Raw genomic sequence first — 18548 nt, forward strand, 5'->3', positions numbered from 1 at the left:
GCCATGACCAAGCATGTTGCCGTGTTGATGGGTGGCTGGAACAACGAGCGCCCGGTATCGCTAATGACGGGTGCGGGCTGTTCGCAGGCCCTGCGCAATGCCGGTTACCAGGTCACCGAAATCGATGTCGGTCGCGATATCGTGGAAGTGCTGACCGCGCTCAAGCCCGACGTGGCCTTCAATGCCCTGCATGGCCTGTTCGGTGAGGGCGGCTATATCCAGGGCGTCCTGGAACTGCTGCAGATCCCCTATACGCATTCGGGCATGCTGGCTTCCGCCCTGGCCATGAACAAGCATCAGGCCAAGATCCTGTTCAAAGCCGCCGGCATTCCGGTGACCGATCACGTGATCGTGTCTCGCGCCGAGGCTGCCCGCGCCCATGTGATGGCGCCGCCCTATGTGATCAAGCCGGTGGCCGACGGGTCAAGCTTTGGCGTCTTCATCGTCAAGGCCGAGACCAGCCATCCGCCGCAGGAACTGCTGCGCGAGGACTGGACGAGCGGCGAAGACATGATGGTGGAGCGCTTCATTCCCGGTCGCGAACTGACCTGCGCAGTGATGGGCGACGTGGCGCTGGGCGTCACCGAGATCGTCACCAACCTGGCCTTTTTCAACTACGAGGCCAAATATAGCGAAGGCGGCGCCGTCCATGTCCTGCCGGCGCAGGTGAAACCGAAAATTTACGACAAAGTGCAAGAATTTAGCCTGGCTGCCCATGCAGCTCTCGGCTGTCGCGGACTGACGCGGTGCGATTTCCGCTACAATGATGCGGCAGGCGAGGATGGTGAGCTTGTACTCCTCGAGATCAATACCCAGCCGGGTATGACCGCGGTTTCCTTGGCGCCAGAGCAGGCTGCCCATGCCGGGCATTCCTATGAAGATCTATGCGCCTGGTTGGTGGAGGACGCGAGTTGCAACAGGTAAAGAGCGAGGCCTTTCTCGCTGGCGCCAGGATCGTCGATCCCCGCGCATTGCCTGTTCCTGTGCGCTCGCCACGGCGTAAATTCCTCGGCAATTTCGGCCGTATCTGGGTGCTGCACAGCCGCAATATCCTGCGCGGCGTTGCCATTGCCGCGGTGCTTGCCGCCGCCACCGTCGTCTATCAGTTGCGCGAACCGATCGCCTATGGCGGCCAGGTGCTGGGCGAGGTGGCGCAGGGCCGTTTTGCCGATGCCGGCTTTGCCATCGGCGAAATCTCCCTTACCGGCCAGACGCTGACCAGCGAGCAGGCCATTTTCGATGCGCTTGGCATCGAGCCGCATACCTCCACCGTATCCTTTGATGTCGAGGCCGCGCGTCAGCGCATTGCCGAACTGCCGGCGGTTGAGACGGTCAATGTGCGCAAGACCTATCCGGGCGATGTCATTGTCGACATCGTCGAAAAGCTGCCGGTGGCGCGCTGGCGCGTCGATGGCATTACCTTTGTCATCGATGGTGCGGGCGAGCAGATCGGCGAAGATCGCGGCGCCTATGGCGAGCTGCCGCTGGTGGTTGGCGATGGCGCCAATGACGATGCCATGGTGATGATCCGGGCGCTCGAGCAGCATGGCGCGCTCAAGGATGGGCTGCTGGCGATTTCGCGCATTGCCGATCGCCGCTGGGACCTGATCTACGATACCGGCCTGCGCGTGCAATTGCCCGAACTGGGTGTCGCCCGGGCGCTGCGCAATCTCGAAAGCTACCAGGCGCAATATCAGCTGCTTGATCGCGACCTCACGGTCATCGACCTGCGCGTTGCCAGCCTCGTGGCCGTGCGGCCGACCAAGACCGACGAGGAAATCGCCGCGGCCGAAGAGGCCAAGCGGCAGGCGATCATCGAGCGCGCCAAGTCGGGACAGCCCTATCCCATGCCGCCGCGCACCCTGCCGTCGCAGACCTTCTCCGAACAGCCACCCTCCGCAACTCCAGCCTTCCCGATTGCCCCGCAATGATGACCGATGCCATGACCTCCCGGCTCCGCCCCGTCCAACCTGGCAAGACCACGCTGGTGGCGGTGCTCGATATCGGTTCGACCAAGATCTGCTGCGTCATCGCGCGTCTCACGCCGCGCGCCGAGGGCAAGGCTTTGCGCGGCCGCACGCATCAGGCCGAGGTCATCGGCTTCGGCTATGGCCCGTCGGCTGGCGTCAAGAGCGGCGTCGTCACCGATATCGAAAAGGCCGAGCATGCCATTCGCTCGGTGGTCGGCATGGCCGAGCGCGCCGCGGGCCTCACGCTTGAATCCGTCATCGTCAATGTCACGGCCGGCCGGCTGGGCTCGGAAACCTTCTCGGCTGCCGTGTCGCTCGACGGCCAGGAAGTCGAAAAGTCCGACATCTACCGCGTGCTGCGCGCCGTCAACGAGCGCTCGGTGCGCCCGGAACGGTCCATTATCCACGCGCTACCGATCGGTTACGCGATCGACGGGCAGAAGGGCATTCGCGATCCCAAAGGCATGGTCGGCGACAAGCTCGGTGTCGATGTCGCCGTGGTCAGCTCGGAAACCCTGGCCATGCGCAATCTCGAACTGGTGCTGCATCGCTGCCACCTGCAGATCGAAGCGCTGATCGCCACGCCCTATGCCTCGGGCCTCGCGACCCTGGTCGATGACGAAGCCCAGCTCGGTGTCGCCTGCATCGACTTCGGTGGCGCGACGACGACAGTCTCGGTCTTCAACGACGGCCACCTGGTCTATGCTGATGCGATCGCCATTGGCGGTCATCACCTGACCCTCGACATAGCGCGTCAGCTCTCGGTCAGCGTGGCCGATGCCGAGCGGCTCAAGACCTTTTATGGCTCGGTGCTGCCGGGCCAGGCCGACGAGCGCGACCTGATCCCGATCAATCCGGTTGGCGCCCAGCATGACGAGGCGCCGGGGCAGGTGGCCCGTTCGGTGCTGACCCGCATCATGCGCCCGCGCATCGAGGAAATCCTCACCGCCATCCGCGACCGCATGCAGGCCACTGGTATGATGGATGTCTGCGGCCGCCGCTTCGTGCTCACCGGCGGCGCCAGCGAAATGACCGGCCTGCCGGAAGTTGCGCGCCGTACGCTGGCCCGCAACGTCCGCAACGGCCGCCCGATGGGCATTGCCGGCCTGCCCGAAATGGCCAAAGGCGCCGCCTTTGCCTCGGTCGCCGGCATGCTGATTTATCCCCAGGTCTGCGCCCAGGAATATCAGGAACCCCGCGGTTCCCGCCGCCTCACCGGCACCGACGGCTACTTCGCCCGCGTCGGCAACTGGCTGCGCCACAGCTTCTGAGGGCTGGCAACAGCTTAGGCGATCTTGGTGTTTTCCCTGTTCCGGCCTATGTTATGCGGGCAGGAGCAAGCCATGGCAAAACGGGCTTTCAAGCGGGAATTCGCGGAGCTGGCGGCAAAGATGCCGCCCGTGCCGGATTTGCGCGCGGCCAATGATGCCCGTGATATGTCTCCACAAGCGGCTCGACGCATCGTTGAGGCAAGGCTGCAAACCTGGTTGGCCGATAGCGCTTCGTGGGTAGAAGCCAGTCGCAATGCCCTCTCTGTTGCCACGACGAGCGGCCTCGATGAAGAGATTTGGCGCTCGTGTGAGGCCAGCCTCCAGACGGTGGTCGATACGCTGTCGGACCTGCTCAAGACGGTGTGGAATGACGGCAAGCCCGTTGTGACGAAGGCGATGATCGCAGCGCTTGATGACCGTCGCGATCAGGTGCTCGCCCTGATCCTCGACTTCGATCCGGACGCTTACGACACGGACCGTGTCGCGACGACACCGGACGAGATTGAGGCGTGGTTCAAGGATCTGCCGCTGAGTAAATGATCGAACTTGTCCGGCGAAAGCGCTTCATCAAGAAGTTTGCAGCGCTTGCCCCGGATGTGCGCGCTCGGGCCATCAAGTCGCTCCGGCAATTTGTCGAGGACCCACGACACCCGTCGCTGCATTTCGAGAAGCTCAGCACTGGCTACCATACCATCCGCGTAGACCTCAATTTCCGCATCTTGCTTCGCCATCTTGGCGAAGGGCGCTATGAACTGGCCGATGTGGATAGCCATACTGCGATCTACCGTCTTCACGGTCGCGTCCGATGACCCCTGTCCGCCCCGATAGGCCGCTTCGAGATCCGCCACGATCAGCTCGCACAAGGCATAAAGAGCCGCATGTGGGCACTAACAGCAAACTGCACCACAGCTTCCAGGATCGATTTGATCGCGCAGCCGTTGCCAGAGGATATCAATCCTGGAGACGGTTCAATGCTTCGGTCCCTTCTCATCGGTCTTGTTGCCGGGCAGCGCGGCATTGCGCCTCTTGCGGCGATCGCCATAGCCACGCAGCGGCGCGAAATTCCCGCTGACCTGCCGTTCCAGAAACTGCTGCTCAATCCCCTGGTGGCGATCGGGGCCAATGCGCTGGCGGCAGCGGAAATGGGTGGCGACAAGATGAAGTCGGCGCCAGACCGCACCGTGCCCATTGGCCTTCTGGTGCGTGCTGTTACGTCGGCCTATGCCGGCGCGGCGCTGGCTCCGAAAAACGAGCGCGCCCTCGGGGCGGCATTGGCGCTCGGTTCGGCGCTGCTGTCCTCCTATGTCGGTCTGCGCCTCCGCAAGGAGGGGATGCGCCGCTATGGCCAGACCAAAACCGGGCTTGTCGAGGACGCGCTCGTTGCCGGCGCGGGCCTCGCCATTGCCAATCCCCGGCTGGTCGGCAGCAAGAGCACGGCGCGGGGCCGATAGCCAATTCGGCATCCGCAACCGTCAGTCCCCGCGATAAGCTGCTTGCAGATCCGCCACGATCAGCTTGCCCATCTTCATCATGGCGTCGGTGGCGCGCCTGGCGCCGGCAGGGTCGGGGCCCATGACGGTTTCGTAGATCTGCTTTGGCACGACCTGCCAGGAGAGGCCGAACTTGTCCTCGCACCAGCCACACATGCTGGGTTTGCCGCCATTGTCGACGAAGCTGTTCCAGAAATAGTCGACCTCGTCCTGCCCGCTGCATTCCACCATGAAGCTGACAGCCCAGGTGAACGGGTTGCTGCTCGGCTCACTGCCACTGCCATTGAGCAGGAAAAATTTGTGGCCTGCCAGTTCAATGACTGCAGTAAAGCGCGGTCCGTTGGGATCGTGCCTTACCTCCTCGAGCAGTTTCGCCTCGGGAAAGGTGGTGGTGTAAAATTCCACGGCTTCGTCGATGCGGTTGTTGAACCACAGGCAGGGCATGATGGATGTCATCGGCTTTCTCCTCGTTTTGCAGCATCTGACAGGACGACGAACGGAGCGTGGCGTTTCCGACACAGCGGAAAATTATGGTTACCGAAAGCTGAAACGGTAACCGCAGGGCGTCGCATTTTGCGATCACGTTAACACCGGTGGGACAATTGTTAGGACGTGGTTAACGTTTGGCAGGGTAAACCTTAACCAAACACGCCACTATGAGGCCATTCATGACCATCAACCTCACTATCCCGGACATCCAGGAACTGAAGCCTCGCATTACCGTCTTCGGTACGGGTGGTGCTGGCGGTAACGCCGTCAACAACATGATCGAGTCCGGTCTCGATGGCGTCGACTTTGTCGTCGCCAATACCGATGCCCAGGCTCTGGCTCTCAGCAAGGCGCAGCGCATCATTCAGCTCGGCGTTGGTGTCACCGAGGGTCTCGGTGCCGGCTCGCATCCTGAAGTTGGTCGTGCGGCGGCCGAGGAAAGCTGGGACGAGATCAATGATCACCTCTCGGGCTCGCACATGGTCTTCATCACCGCCGGCATGGGCGGTGGCACGGGTACCGGCGCGGCGCCGGTCATTGCCCGTGCAGCCCGCGAGCAGGGCATTCTGACGGTTGGCGTCGTCACCAAGCCCTTCAACTTCGAAGGCAATCGTCGTGCGCGTCTGGCTGAGGACGGCATCGACGAGCTGCATCGCCATGTCGATACGCTGATCGTTATTCCGAACCAGAACCTGTTCCGCGTCGCCAATGAGAAGACCACCTTCGCCGATGCCTTTGGCATGGCCGATCAGGTGCTGTTCTCCGGCGTTGCCTGCATCACCGACCTGATGGTCAAGGAAGGCCTGATCAACCTCGACTTCGCCGACGTGCGCGCCGTGATGCGCGGCATGGGCAAGGCGATGATGGGTACGGGCGAAGCATCGGGCGAAGATCGTGCCCGCCATGCCGCCGAGGCTGCCATTGCCAATCCGCTGCTCGACGACGTGTCGATGCATGGTGCCCGTGGCCTGCTGATCTCGATCACCGGCGGCCCGGACCTCACGCTTTATGAAGTCGATGAAGCCGCTTCCCGCATCCGCGAAGAAGTCGATCCCGATTGCAATATCATCCTGGGTGCGACCTACGATCCGAGCCTCACCGGCACGCTGCGCGTGTCCGTCGTTGCCACCGGTACCGATGCGACCATGGTGCAGGCTCTCGAGCCGGCCAAGCCGCATGCCTCGCGCACCCCGCTTGAAGTGCGTCGTCATGTGCCGGTCGAGCCGACCCGCGTCCAGATGGAACGTGCCGCCATTGCCACGCCAGCGCCCCAGCCAGCGCCGGTTGCCCAGCAGCAGGCGATCGAGCATGACGTCGAAACGGCCATGGCTCAGGCGTTCAACTTCGAAACGCCGGCGCCGACCTACCAGCACCAGGAAGACGACGGCGTTTTCGTCGAGCCCTATATCCCGGCTGCCGAGAGCATCCAGGAAGCTGACGAGCCCGTCGCTGTCGATGATTCGCCGGTTCCCAGCGTTTACGTGCCGTCCCATGCCGCTCGCCCCGAGGGCCAGCGCCGCATGCCGCGCACCGAGGAACTGCCGGTTGTTGCGCGCCGGACACAGGAAGCACAGGAACGTCACGAGCCGGAGCCGCGCAATGCACGCGCCCTGTTCAAGAAACTGGCGTCCAACGTTGGCCTGAACCTGGGCCAGCAGGCACCGGTTGCCAAGGACGAGCCGTCCTATTCGGACGCCGATGACAATGCAGCGCGCAGCGCGATTGAAGCAGGCGGCGCAAGGGCTTCGCGGGTGTCGCCGCAGCTCGACGGTGCTCGTGGCAACCTCGACCAGCATGGGCGTCAGCCGGCCTCGGCACCGCAGAAGGAAAGCCTCGAGATCCCCGCTTTCCTGCGCAAACACGGTTAACACATCTGGTGTAAAGTTTGAGATGCGAACTCGGCGCGACTTTCGCGCCGGGTTTTTTTTAGCTAACAGATGCGCTGCGTCAGACCCTGGGGTCGGAGTATTTCGAGTATGAAGAAACTGTCCACGCGTCAGCGCACTCTTGCTGCCGCGATTAGCTTTGCCGGTTACGGTGTTCATAGCGGCCAGTCGGTTACCATGACACTCAGCCCCGGTGCCCCTGACAGTGGCCTGACGATCAATCGCATTCGTCCCGATGGCACGCCATCCGAAGCGGTTCCCGTGCATTTCTCGCGCGTGGCGCGCACGACCCTGTGCACCACGCTTGACCTGGGTGACAGCCTTTCCGTCGCGACCATCGAGCATGTCACCTCGGCCCTTACCGGCATGGGCGTCGACAATGCCCTGATCACACTCGACGGCACCGAATGCCCTATTCTTGATGGCAGCGCGCGGCCCTTTGCCGAGGCGATCCTGGCTGTTGGTCTCGAAATCCAGCCGGCGCAGCGCAAGTTCCTCAAGATCCTGCGCGCCGTCACGGTGCGCAACAATGACGCCTTCGCCGTGCTCGAGCCCTATAATGGTCGTTGCCTCGACCTCGAGATCGACTTCGACAGCAAGGTCATCGGCCGCCAGCGCATGATCTTCGACTGGACGCCGCGCCGCTATTACGAAGACGTGTCGCGCGCCCGCACCTTCGGCTTCCAGCGTGACGCCAAGGCGCTGCGCCAGGCCGGCTATGCGCTGGGCTCCAGCCTCGACAATTCCATTACCCTGCACGACGATCGCATCCTCAACCCTGGCGGTTTGCGCTTCGAGGACGAGTTCGTGCGCCACAAGCTGCTCGACGCGATTGGCGACCTGTCCCTGGGCGGCCTGCCGATCTGGGGGCGTTTCCGCTCCTACAAGGGTGGCCACGCGCTTAATGCGCATGTACTGGCCGGTCTCTTTTCGAGCGAAGCCAACTATGAGATAGTTCTGGCCGAAGACCTGCCGCTCGAGTTCGAGGCTTTCGAAGAACAGCCCGAAGGGCTGGCGGTCAATCACTATCTGCGCTCCGTGCGTTGACCTGACTGGTTAACGCACGCCACAGTTTTGATCCATTTGCTCACTACGCCGCCTTCAAGCGGTATCTATAAGGACGGGGCACTTCGTGACAGTTGACGCTATTGGTGGTTTCACCAGCCGGGCAGCCCGGTTCCTGACGGTTGCGGCTTTTGCTGCGGTCCTGGCTGGTTGCAGCCTGTTCGGATCGCCCAAGACCCGCGAAGAGCCGATCATCCCGGCAGCGACCCTCTACCAGAAGGCGCTGGACGACATGGATCGCCAGTATTACGCCACGGCGCTGAAGTCGCTGGAGCAGCTGGATCGCCAGCATCCGCGCGACCCGATGGTCGAAAAGTCCAAGCTGATGCAGGTCTATGCCAACTATCGCAGTGGCAAGCTGCAGGAAGCGATCCTGGCGGCCGACCGCTTCATGGCGCTCTATCCCGGCGGCAAGGATGCGGCCTATGTGCTCTATCTCAAGGGCAATGCCTATTTCGCCCAGATCAAGGACATCACCCGCGACCAGCAGCTTTCGGCTGATGCGATCGAGACCTACAATCTGGTTATCTCGAACTATCCGCAGTCCGAATATGCAGAGGACGCCAAGGAGAAGCTCCTGGTCGCCTATGATCAGCTGGCGGGCAAGGAAATGTCGGTTGGCCGCTACTATCTCGGCCAGGGCCAATACACAGCCGCTATCAACCGCTTCCGCGTGGTGGTGGAAACCTGGCAGACTTCGACTCACATCGAGGAAGCCCTGTTCCGCCTGACCGAATCCTATCTGGCGCTCGGTCTGACCAACGAGGCTTCGACTGCTGCTGCCGTGCTCGGCCACAACTACCCGTCGAGCAGCTGGTACAAGGAAGCCTATGCGCTGCTCGCCAAGCAGGGCCTAGCCCCAGCGGTCAACAGCGGCAGTTGGATGGCTGGCCTGCGGAACTAGGGTTTCGAAACAATTTGTTGCTAGTTTGTTCCGGGGCGCTACAATGCGCCCCGGTTTCGTTTGTGGCACTGAAACCTGTTGCCTCGTCCCATTCCCGCCTTCGCGCGAGGGGTTTGAGGGTGATAGGCTAGGGTCAGGCACCAGTCCGGGAAGAATACGCGCATGCTGAACGCGCTTTCGGTTCGCAATATCGTCCTCATCGATCAGCTCGATCTGGCGCTCGATGAAGGCATGACCGTACTCACCGGCGAGACCGGCGCGGGCAAGTCGATCCTGCTCGATGCGCTGACGCTGGCGCTGGGGGGCAGGGGTGATGCCTCTCTGGTGCGCAGCGGGCAGGACAGCGGTCAGGTTGTTGCCGTGCTGCAATTGCCGGCCGATCATCCGGCCCGCGCCGCGCTGCGCGACAATGCCATTGCCGACGACGAGGACGTTATCTTGCGCCGCGTGCAATTTGCCGATGGCAAGACGCGCGCCTTTATCAATGATCAACCGGTCTCGGCTGCCCTGCTGCAGCGTATCGGCAGCCAGATCGTCGAAATCCATGGGCAGCACGATGATCGTGCCCTGGTCGATGTCGCCACCCATCGCGCCGCGCTCGATGCCTTTGGCGAACTGGACAAGCTCGTCGCCAAGGTTCGCGACCTTTGGCAGGAGCTGTCCGACGCACAGGATGCCGTCGCTGCGCAAAAGGCGCTGGTGGCCGAAGCGCTGGCTGCGGAAGACTATGCTCGCCACACGGTCGAAGAGCTGGGCAAGCTCAAGCCGGTGGCTGGCGAGGAAGAGGAACTGGCCGAACGTCGTCAGCACCTGCAGCAGGCCGAGCGCTCGGCCAGCGATGTGGTCGAGATCGACGAGATGCTCAACGGCCCTGCCGCGACGGGCCCGGCCCTTGCCGGCCTGATGCGCCGGCTGATGCGAAAGATCGATGGCGGGCAGACCGTGTTCCAGCCGCTGGTCGATACGATCGACGCCTCCCTCACCACGCTGGACCGCACCGGCGACGCACTCGAAGAGCTCAAGCGCGAACTGGATTATGACCCGGCCGAACTCGAAGCGGTCGAGGAGCGCCTGTTCGCCCTGCGTGGTGCGGCTCGCAAACATCAGACAACCTGCGATGGCTTGTATGATGTGTTGGCAAAATACAGCGCCGATCTCGAAACACTGCAAAGTGGCGAGACAAAATTGCTCGCTTTGGAGGAGGCGCGGGCCAGGGCGCAGGAGATCTACAAGAAGTCGTCCAGCATGCTGAGCGCCGGACGCACCAAGGCTGCAGGTGCCCTGAGCAAGGCCGTCGGCGCCGAACTGCCGGACCTCAAACTGGGTTCGGCCAAGTTCATCGTCGATCACCAGGTCGATGAAAACCGCGTCGCGGCCTCGGGCTATGACCAGATCCAGTTCCATGTGCAGACCAATCCGGGCACCGCTGCCGGACCCCTGCTCAAAGTCGCAAGTGGCGGTGAGCTCAGCAGATTCCTGCTGGCGCTCAAGGTGGTGCTGGCCGATCGCGGCTCGGCTCCGGTGCTGATCTTCGACGAAATCGACACCGGCGTCGGTGGTGCCGTGGCCGATGCGATCGGGCGTCGCCTGTCGCGGCTGGCGGGCAAGGTGCAGGTCCTCGCCGTCACCCACGCCCCCCAGGTCGCCGCCCGCGCCCAGCGCCATCTTCTCATTGAAAAACAAGCGGTTAAAGAGGGCGCCTTCATGCGAACTCATGTCAAACCGCTCGATACCGGCGCGCGGCAGGAAGAAGTGGCCCGCATGCTGGCTGGCGCCAAGGTCACCGACGAAGCCCGCGCTGCGGCAAGCAAGTTGCTGAGCGAAGTGGGGTAGGGTAACCGCCTGCTACAAAACATAATTGGCGGAGATTCTTATGACCGACCTGTCCCAAAAGCCCGTCTCCGAGCTGACCGTCGAGGAGGCCGAGGCAGAGCTGGCGCGCCTCGCCGAAGCCATTGCCGCTGCCAATATCGACTACCATCAGAAGGACGCGCCGGCGCTGACCGACGCGGATTTCGACGCGCTGCGACAGCGCAATGACGCGATCGAGCTGGCCTTTCCCGATCTCGTCCGCACCGATAGCCCCGGCCTGTCGGTCGGTGCGCCGCCCGCCGAAGGCATCTCAATCAGCAAAAAAAGGAAATTGGTTAGCGAGATCGCTGACGACTGGCTGCTTGTTTACCCGAACAATTATAAATCCGACTTTGTTGCTCTTCTGGAGAAGTTGTCACAATCAAGTATCGACAAGATATACATGGATGCACACAGGGATTTGTCCGACCTGAAATCTGAAGAGAAGCGCCATAGATTGCGCGCTCTGCAAAGGACCGCTGTTCGTCGCAAAACATCTATTGCTGATGACATATTTCGAGTTTTGGAACAGGCGTCTCGCGCTTATTATGTTGAGGATAGCCCTATATTTACAGACTCTCAGTATGATTCACTACGGAATCTTCTAGAGTACATTCTAAAGAACGAAAAATCGCATGCCTATAAGCCATATCTTCGCAGATTGGACAAAGTAGGTGCAAAGCCGGACTCTAACTTCAAAAAGGTTAGGCATGGCGTCGCAATGCTTAGTCTTGGAAACGTCTATGTCGATGAAGAGGTACGAGATTTTGTTGCGCGCGCTCATGCATACTTCAAACAGGATCGCCTAGGCGAGGATCTCGCTTTTGTAGCTGAGCCTAAGATTGACGGTCTATCCGCCTCGCTTAGGTATGAGAACGGAGTATTTGTGAGAGGTGCCACCCGTGGTGATGGGGTCGAGGGAGAAGATGTAACTGAAAACCTTCGGACAATATCTGACATACCGCACCGACTTAAGACTAACGACTACCCAGACGTTATTGAAATAAGAGGCGAAGTGTACATGCCTCATGAAGAGTTCTTCCGACTCAGGGACTGGTCTCGGTCTGCAGGAAGGCAAGAATATGTGAATCCTCGCAATACCGCGGCTGGTTCGTTAAGGCAGAAAGATCCAAGCGTTACAGCATCGCGGAACTTGCGGTTCTTTGCATATGGATGGGGTGAAGCTAGTCATCCTCCCGCGGACACGCAGTTTGAGGCGGTTAATGCACTAGGGCGTTGGGGATTCACGATTAATTCCCTTATGATGCGCTGCCTAAATGCATCGGACATGCTGAGGCACTATCGCTTTATTGAAGGGCAACGATCGAGACTGGGGTACGACATTGACGGTGTTGTATACAAGATTGACCGTCTTGATCTCCAAGAGCGTTGGGGGTTCGTGGCGCGAGCGCCGCGCTGGGCCGTAGCGCACAAATTTCCCGCCGAACGAGCCATGACTGTGGTGCGTGACATCGAAATCCAAGTCGGTCGCACTGGCACATTGGCGCCAGTGGCACGGTTGGAACCTGTGACCGTTGGCGGTGTGGTGGTCGAGAATGTGACCCTCCACAACGAGGATTATATCGCGGGCAAGGACAGCAATGGCCTGCCGATCCGCGAGGGCAAGGATATCCGCATCGGCGATACGGTCATCATCCAGCGCGCGGGCGACGTTATTCCGCAGATTGTCGATGTGGTGCTGGACAAGCGTCCGGCTGACGCGATGCCCTATGAAATGCCGCATGTCTGCCCGGTCTGCGGCTCTCCGGCAACGCGCGAGATCAACGAGAAGACCGGCAAGGAAGATTCGCGCCGCCGCTGCACCGGTGAGATGATCTGCCCGGCCCAGGCCGTGGAGGGCCTGCGCCATTTCGTGTCGCGCGGGGCGCTGGATATCGAAGGCCTTGGCGCCGAGAATATCGACACCTTCTTCAATGCAGGCCTGATCAAGACGGCCGCCGATATCTTTACCCTCAAGGACCGCCGGCCCGAAGTGCAGAAGGCCTTGGCCGAGCGGCGCGAGGAACAGGCGAAGGTTCGCGAAGCAGCGTCGGGCAAGACGCGCAAGAATGTGCGGAGCGTCGAGGATCGCAACTACGAGGGGCTCGACAAGCTGTTTGCCGCCGTGGATGCGCGGCGCGAACCCGAACTGGACCGTTTCATCTTCGCCCTGGGCATCCGCCATATCGGCGAGACGACTGGTGCCGTGCTGGCCCGCACTTTTGGCTCGATGGAAAAGCTTGAGGAGGCTGGCAAGGAACTGGCGGCGGCCGAGGACCCGATGGCCGTTTTTCCATCGGTGGACGGTATCGGCTCCACCGTAGTCGAAGCCCTGGTCGATTTCTTCCGCAATGAGCGCAATGTCGCTGCTTTGGATCGCCTGCTGGAGCAGGTGCATCCGAAGGACTACGTGGTCGAAATCGCCGCCGACAGTCAGGTCGCTGGAAAGACAGTGGTTTTTACCGGCACGCTCGAAAAAATGTCACGATCGGAGGCCAAGGCTATGGCTGAAAGACTGGGTGCCAAGGTGGCGGGATCGGTATCGGCCAAGACCGATATCCTGATCGCCGGGCCGGGCGCCGGGTCCAAGCTCAAGTCTGCCGAGGCGCTGGGCGTCGAGGTGATCAGCGAAGACGAGTGGTTTGTCCGCGTCGGAAAGTAGGGCGCGACCGATATTTTTGGGAGTTTCAGCATGCGCCGATTGATGATTGCGACGGGGCTACTGACAGCTCTCTCCCTGCCGGCTGCGGCGGGGCAAATCGGCGACCAGCTGGCGCAGCGGCTCTATGACGGCACCCTCGATGAGATCGCCGAAGAGACGCACGAGCTATGCTATCAGTTCGACACCGAAGCTTGCTTTGCGCGCGGGCTGCATGAGTTGATCACGAGCTACGAGGGCCTGTCGCAGGCCATGTATCGGCATGGGGCGACCGATCCGTCAATGCCCGTCATGGGGATGCTGCTCGGCATGGGCGGGTTCGAGGATGAAGCCGCGCCGGCTAATCCAAACCCGGAGCCGCTGACCTATGAGAGCCTGCGCGATATCCTCGACGCCTTCGCGCGCGGGATGAGTGGCGCCAGCATCTACTTCCAGATGGCTGACATGGAGGGCGACTTCGTTATCCCGATCGACCCGTTCAAGGTGCGCGTCGACCTTGATGGCAATGGCACCGCAGGGGAAGCCGAGACGCTGGCGTTCTTCCTGACCAGCCTGCGCAATCGCGACGAGGCAATCCTTTTCGAACAGCCCGCGCCGAGCGGCAAGGTCAAGACCAAGCCGGACGCAGCCGTAGAGGATACCACCATCGGCTTCGACAATGCCGATGCCGTGTGGCTGGCGGGCTATTCCACCGTGGCCGCCGTGCCGGTGGAACTCATTCTGGCGCATGATTTTTCCGATTTCTTCAACGCCTATCTGCATCTGGTCTTCCCCAAGGCCGGCCTGCCGATGGAGGGTCATAACCCGCGTGGCGACTCTTTCCTGGGCGAGGGGAGCGACGCCTTCTTCGCAGACCTGATCGCGGGCATTCACACCATGAATTTCCCAGTGGAGGATCCAGACCGTCTGGCCGGCGTGCTGGAAAAGCTCAAGCTGATCACGTCCCTGTCGCGCCGGAACTGGGAGATGATCCTGGCCGAAACCGACGATGACCGCGAACTGGTGCCGTCGCCGACACAGACGTCGATGATTCCCGGCATGACAGTGACGCAGGATACGGTCGATGCCTGGCTGGCGACGCTGGATATTGTAGACCAGGTGCTTAATGGGGAGCTGCTGGTGCCGCATTGGCGTTTCGAGCAGGGCTTTGACCTCAAGGCCTGGTTTACCACGGCGACCCGCACAGATCTCGTCCTGCTGATTTCCGGCTCGGCCGCGCTGCCCTATATCAAGCCGGGCCCGATCGCCGATGTGCAGAGCTTTGCCGAGGCCAATGAGGCGTTCGGCGCCGAGTGGCTCAACTATGCTTTCTGGTTCAACTAAGCGTCCCCTTGGTGGAGAATTCAACATGCGCCTTGCTGCCCTTGCCGGCGTTTTCATGCTCGCCGCGACGAGCTTTGCCGCTGCCCAGCCCTATGAAACGCCAGAGGCGCTGCTGGAGGCCTTTTACGAGCCCTATTTCACCGGCGACTTCCCGGCGGACGAGAGCCAGTTCCGCTCGGAAAACCTGCAGGCGCTCTATGATGCCGATGCCGAGAGCACGCCGGAAGGCGAAATGGGCGCGCTGAGCTTTGATCCCTATGTCGATGGCCAAGACTATGAAATCACCGATCTCGAAATCGGTGAGCCGGTGCCCGAGGAGGATGTCGTGCTGGTGGAGGTGAGTTTCAGCAATTTCAACGAGCCGCGCAGCCTCACCTATGAGCTGGTCGAAGAGGATGGCTGGAAGATCAATGACGTGGTCTCGACCAATCCGGACAATGAATATCGTCTGAGCGAGATTTTCGACGACGGTTCCGAATAGGCCAGCCTTACCGCGAATTAAGCTTGCAGCCGCAAATCCGCCACGGGTCGATCACGATCGCGCCGTGGCGTTTTTCTAACCCTTGCGCATGATGATGCGAGGGCGCGATGAAGTCTCTGTTTGTTGGTTTTCTGGTCATGCTGGCTATGATGGGGCATGCCAGCGCCGAGGAATTCGGCGATCCCAAGGCTTTGGTCAGCGGCATCTACGACGACTACAATGTCGGTCGCACGGTGGCCGATCCGACCGTCTACTATTCGAAACGCCTCAAGGCGATCTATGACCAGGCGATCGAGAACCAGGTGTTTGCCAGCGACGCGGCGATGAACGGCTCCGAATATACGCTCAACGCCGTGTTCAACCCCTTCCTGCCCGATCTCAATGCCCTGCTGTTCGACGTCGCCATCGGCGAGCCAGCCGTTGTTGGAGAACGGGCCGTGGTCACCGTCAGCTATCACAACTTCGACCAGCCGCGGCTGCTCGCCATTGCCATGGTCAAGGAAGGTGACAGCTGGAAGGTGGATGATGTCAGTTCCATGGGCAACGAGGAACACTGGCTGCTGAGCTGGGCGCTGACCTATGATCCGCTTGGGTTTTAAGAGTCCCGAAAGGCAGCAGCAGCGGTTGCGGTGACATCGGAGTACCCCCACCTATCCTCCCCCTGATAGGGGGAGGGACCGCCCGGTGGTTGTGGAGAGAGCGTGCCCAAAACTCGATCCAGTCCCTCCCCCTTTTCAGGGGGAGGTTAGGAGGGGGTACCGCAAAGAGACCCTTCCGCTACAGCTTCTCGGTCGCCTCTTTCAGCCAATCCCTGACCTTGCCCTTTACCCGTGGGCCGATCTGCTTCCAGACTCGGTAATGATAGTCATCGAGCCAGGCGCGTTCGGCATCGGTCAGCAGAGACTTGCGGATCAGGCGCTTGTCGATGGGGGCCAGGGTCAGGGTCTCGAATTCGAGGAAGCCGGGGAAGTCGGCGCTTTCCACCACGGTGATCAGGTTCTCGATGCGGATGCCATATTCGCCGGTCTTGTAATAGCCGGGCTCATTGGAGATCACATTGCCCACTTCGAGCGGCAGTGTGTAGCGCGAGGAAATGCCCACCGGGCCCTCGTGCACGCCCAGATAAGCGCCGACGCCGTGGCCGGTACCGTGGTTATAGGTGATGCCATCCTGCCAGAGGAACTGGCGCGCCAATACGTCGATCTGCGCGCCGCTGGTGCCCTTGGGGAAGCGAGCCATGGAAATGGCGATCATGCCCTTGAGCACGCGGGTATAGCGGTCGCGCTGCTCGTCGCTCGGCTTGCCGGTCGAGAGCGTGCGGGTGATGTCGGTGGTGCCCGATAGATATTGCGCGCCGCTGTCGACGAGCATGATTTCGCCGGGGTTGAGCCTGCGGTCGGTCTTGTCGCTGACGCGGTAGTGCACGATGGCGCCATTGGGGCCGGCGCCAGAGATCGTATCGAAGCTGGCGTCGACGCAAGTCTCGTCCTCGCGGCGGAAGGCCTCCAGCGCGGTGACGATGGCAATTTCGGTCAGCTCGCCCTTGGGCGCCGTTTCATCGAACCATGACAGGAATTTGGCCAGGGCCACGCCGTCGAGGCCATGGGCTTCGTGCATCCCGGCGAGCTCAGCCTCGTTCTTGCGGGACTTGGGCAGGAGCACCGGGTCGCGCTTTTCGATCAGCGTGGCACCGGCGTCCTTCAGAGCCGTCGCAACGGCTTCGGGAGCAGAGGTCGGGTCGATGAGGACCGATTTTCCTGCGGCGCCGAGAGCCTTTAGCGCCTCCTCGAAGCGCGTGCTGCTGTCGACAGTGGCAATGCCGTCGAGCGCCCTGGTCAGCTCGTCGGTGATCTTGGCCGGGTCGAGATAAAGCGTGGGGGTGCCCACCTGCGGGACGATGGCAAAGCCGAGGACGAAGGGCGTGTTGGGGACATCGCGGCCGCGCATGTTGAACAGCCAGCAGATGGATTCGGGCAGGGTCAACACGGCCGCATCGGCAAGATCGCTCGCAAGCTGCTTGCGGACTTCTTCAATCTTGCTGGACGATTGCTGGCCGGCGCGGTTGTGGCCGAGAAATTCGATCGTCGAGACCGGTGCCGAAGGGCGGTCCGACCAGATCGCATCCACAAGGTTTGCATGCGGCACCAGCGTGGCATGGCCATGAAACAGCCTCGCCAGTTCGCGCACTTCGCCGGGTGTATGGAGCCAGGGATCATAGGCCAGTTTGCCGCCGGCGGGGACGAGCTTTATGGATTCGTCGTTGGGGCCGCCGCGGTCGGTCTGGATCACGGTCACAAGATCGGTGTCGGTCTGGGCCGGGGCCTGCAATGTGTAGCGGCTGTCGACGTAAAGGCCGGCCTGCTCGGGGCCGACCAGGGCCATGCCGGCCGAACCGGTGAAGCCGGTGATATAGGCGAGGCGTGCTTCGCTGGCCGGTACAGATTCGCCGCGATGGGCATCGGCACGCGGAATCAGAAAACCCTGGATGTCCGCCGCCGCCATCGCGTCCCGCAGGGCCTTGAGGCGGGGCGCGACATTGGTCTTGTCGGACTTTTCCTCAAAGCTCTGGAACACGGCAGGCGGAAAACTCTGGGCGGTCATGGCGAAATTCCTGTTGCCGGAGTGCACTCCGGTCATATCTGGGCTGTTCTGGTGGGCCCTTACAAATCGCGGCCCGCGCTCTAACTTAGTGGCAGATGACAGGAGAGCGAAGATGGCAGAACACAAGAATTTCCTGATCCGGGCCTTCGAAGCGGTGATTGCCGGGCGCGAGCGCGAGGCGCAGCGCTATGTGGCGCGCTTCGAGCGCGAACATGGCCCGATGAACGCCAGATTAACGAAGCGGTAAGGGGACTTGCGAGTCTTGCAGGGCTGGTGTGACAGAATACCATCTGCACGGCGTCTCAAACTGGGACTATCTAAACACTCGACGGCGGCAATAGACCAACGTCGAAGTGCATGGAGACTGAGATGACCGAAAGCAAGAACGATTTCCGCAAGGCCCTGGGTTCCGTCCTGGAAGCACGCGGTCGTGAATCGAGCCGCCAGGTCAGCTATCGCATGCAGCATCAGCTGATCGGCGCATTCACAAAGCGCCCGTAACGGCCGCTGCAGTTTACTGCTGACGATCTGACGATCCCCGGAGCCTGCTTCGGGGAT

At 61.4% G+C, this 18548-nt stretch carries 18 protein-coding genes; 16 read left to right on the forward strand and 2 right to left on the reverse strand.

The features are described from left to right. Positions 1-3 precede the first annotated feature (3 nt). The 6 genes from P0Y65_04060 to P0Y65_04085 all read left to right on the forward strand — a co-directional run bounded on the left by P0Y65_04060 (position 4) and on the right by P0Y65_04085 (position 4692). Positions 4-924: a D-alanine--D-alanine ligase gene (locus tag P0Y65_04060; GenBank protein WEK05440.1), complete on the forward strand. Its 921-nt coding sequence runs from the start codon at positions 4-6 to the stop codon at positions 922-924. Next, on the forward strand, positions 912-1931 hold the full coding sequence (locus tag P0Y65_04065; protein WEK05441.1) for an FtsQ-type POTRA domain-containing protein: 1020 nt from the start codon (positions 912-914) through the stop codon (positions 1929-1931). Before P0Y65_04060 ends, P0Y65_04065 begins: the two co-directional genes overlap by 13 nt. An 11-nt stretch (positions 1932-1942) precedes the next feature. Then, entirely contained in the window at positions 1943-3241 is a 1299-nt protein-coding gene (ftsA, locus tag P0Y65_04070) for a cell division protein FtsA (GenBank protein WEK05442.1), read from the forward strand. Positions 3242-3313: 72 nt separating this feature from the next. Further along, complete coding sequence (locus P0Y65_04075; protein WEK05443.1) at positions 3314-3781, forward strand: hypothetical protein; 468 nt, start codon at positions 3314-3316, stop codon at positions 3779-3781. After that, positions 3778-4050: a hypothetical protein gene (locus P0Y65_04080; GenBank protein WEK05444.1), complete on the forward strand. Its 273-nt coding sequence runs from the start codon at positions 3778-3780 to the stop codon at positions 4048-4050. Before P0Y65_04075 ends, P0Y65_04080 begins: the two co-directional genes overlap by 4 nt. A 162-nt stretch (positions 4051-4212) precedes the next feature. Continuing rightward, a complete protein-coding gene (locus P0Y65_04085) occupies positions 4213-4692 on the forward strand; it encodes a DUF4126 domain-containing protein (GenBank protein WEK05445.1) in 480 nt (159 codons plus the stop codon). 21 nt (positions 4693-4713) lie between these two features. Here P0Y65_04085 and P0Y65_04090 read toward each other — a convergent pair whose 3' ends face one another. Then, a complete protein-coding gene (locus P0Y65_04090; protein WEK05446.1) occupies positions 4714-5187 on the reverse strand; it encodes a VOC family protein in 474 nt (157 codons plus the stop codon). Positions 5188-5399: 212 nt separating this feature from the next. Between P0Y65_04090 and ftsZ the strand changes: the two genes are divergently transcribed. The 8 genes from ftsZ (at position 5400) to P0Y65_04130 (ending at position 15988) form a co-directional block, all read left to right on the forward strand. Next, on the forward strand, positions 5400-7088 hold the full coding sequence (gene ftsZ / locus P0Y65_04095) for a cell division protein FtsZ (protein ID WEK05447.1): 1689 nt from the start codon (positions 5400-5402) through the stop codon (positions 7086-7088). Between the two features lie 108 nt (positions 7089-7196). After that, the gene (gene lpxC, locus P0Y65_04100; protein ID WEK05448.1) at positions 7197-8153 is read left to right on the forward strand and encodes a UDP-3-O-acyl-N-acetylglucosamine deacetylase; all 957 of its coding nucleotides are present in this window, start codon (positions 7197-7199) and stop codon (positions 8151-8153) included. Between the two features lie 85 nt (positions 8154-8238). Continuing rightward, positions 8239-9075, forward strand: coding sequence for an outer membrane protein assembly factor BamD (locus P0Y65_04105; GenBank protein ID WEK05449.1), 837 nt, complete (start codon positions 8239-8241; stop codon positions 9073-9075). Between the two features lie 162 nt (positions 9076-9237). Continuing rightward, positions 9238-10908, forward strand: a complete 1671-nt coding sequence (gene recN, locus P0Y65_04110; protein WEK05450.1) for a DNA repair protein RecN — start codon at positions 9238-9240, stop codon at positions 10906-10908. 49 nt (positions 10909-10957) lie between these two features. After that, positions 10958-13588 (forward strand): NAD-dependent DNA ligase LigA, encoded by a 2631-nt coding sequence (gene ligA / locus P0Y65_04115; GenBank protein ID WEK06726.1) that lies wholly within the window; start codon positions 10958-10960, stop codon positions 13586-13588. 30 nt (positions 13589-13618) lie between these two features. Next, positions 13619-14908, forward strand: coding sequence for a hypothetical protein (locus P0Y65_04120; GenBank protein WEK05451.1), 1290 nt, complete (start codon positions 13619-13621; stop codon positions 14906-14908). A gap of 25 nt (positions 14909-14933) precedes the next feature. Then, positions 14934-15389, forward strand: a complete 456-nt coding sequence (locus tag P0Y65_04125) for a DUF3828 domain-containing protein (GenBank protein WEK05452.1) — start codon at positions 14934-14936, stop codon at positions 15387-15389. 107 nt (positions 15390-15496) lie between these two features. Continuing rightward, positions 15497-15988 (forward strand): hypothetical protein, encoded by a 492-nt coding sequence (locus P0Y65_04130; GenBank protein ID WEK05453.1) that lies wholly within the window; start codon positions 15497-15499, stop codon positions 15986-15988. A gap of 178 nt (positions 15989-16166) precedes the next feature. On the opposite strand, the gene P0Y65_04135 is transcribed toward P0Y65_04130, so the two are convergent. Beyond that, positions 16167-17990: an aminopeptidase P family protein gene (locus tag P0Y65_04135; GenBank protein WEK05454.1), complete on the reverse strand. Its 1824-nt coding sequence runs from the start codon at positions 17988-17990 to the stop codon at positions 16167-16169. A gap of 112 nt (positions 17991-18102) precedes the next feature. Here P0Y65_04135 and P0Y65_04140 point away from each other — a divergent pair, with 112 nt between their 5' ends. Together P0Y65_04140 and P0Y65_04145 are read left to right on the forward strand one after the other, a co-directional pair. After that, a complete protein-coding gene (locus P0Y65_04140) occupies positions 18103-18237 on the forward strand; it encodes a hypothetical protein (protein ID WEK05455.1) in 135 nt (44 codons plus the stop codon). 122 nt (positions 18238-18359) lie between these two features. After that, entirely contained in the window at positions 18360-18491 is a 132-nt protein-coding gene (locus P0Y65_04145) for a hypothetical protein (protein ID WEK05456.1), read from the forward strand. The last annotated feature ends 57 nt before the right edge of the window (positions 18492-18548 follow it).

The organism is Candidatus Devosia phytovorans, from assembly GCA_029202405.1.
Classification (GTDB): domain Bacteria; phylum Pseudomonadota; class Alphaproteobacteria; order Rhizobiales; family Devosiaceae; genus Devosia; species Devosia phytovorans.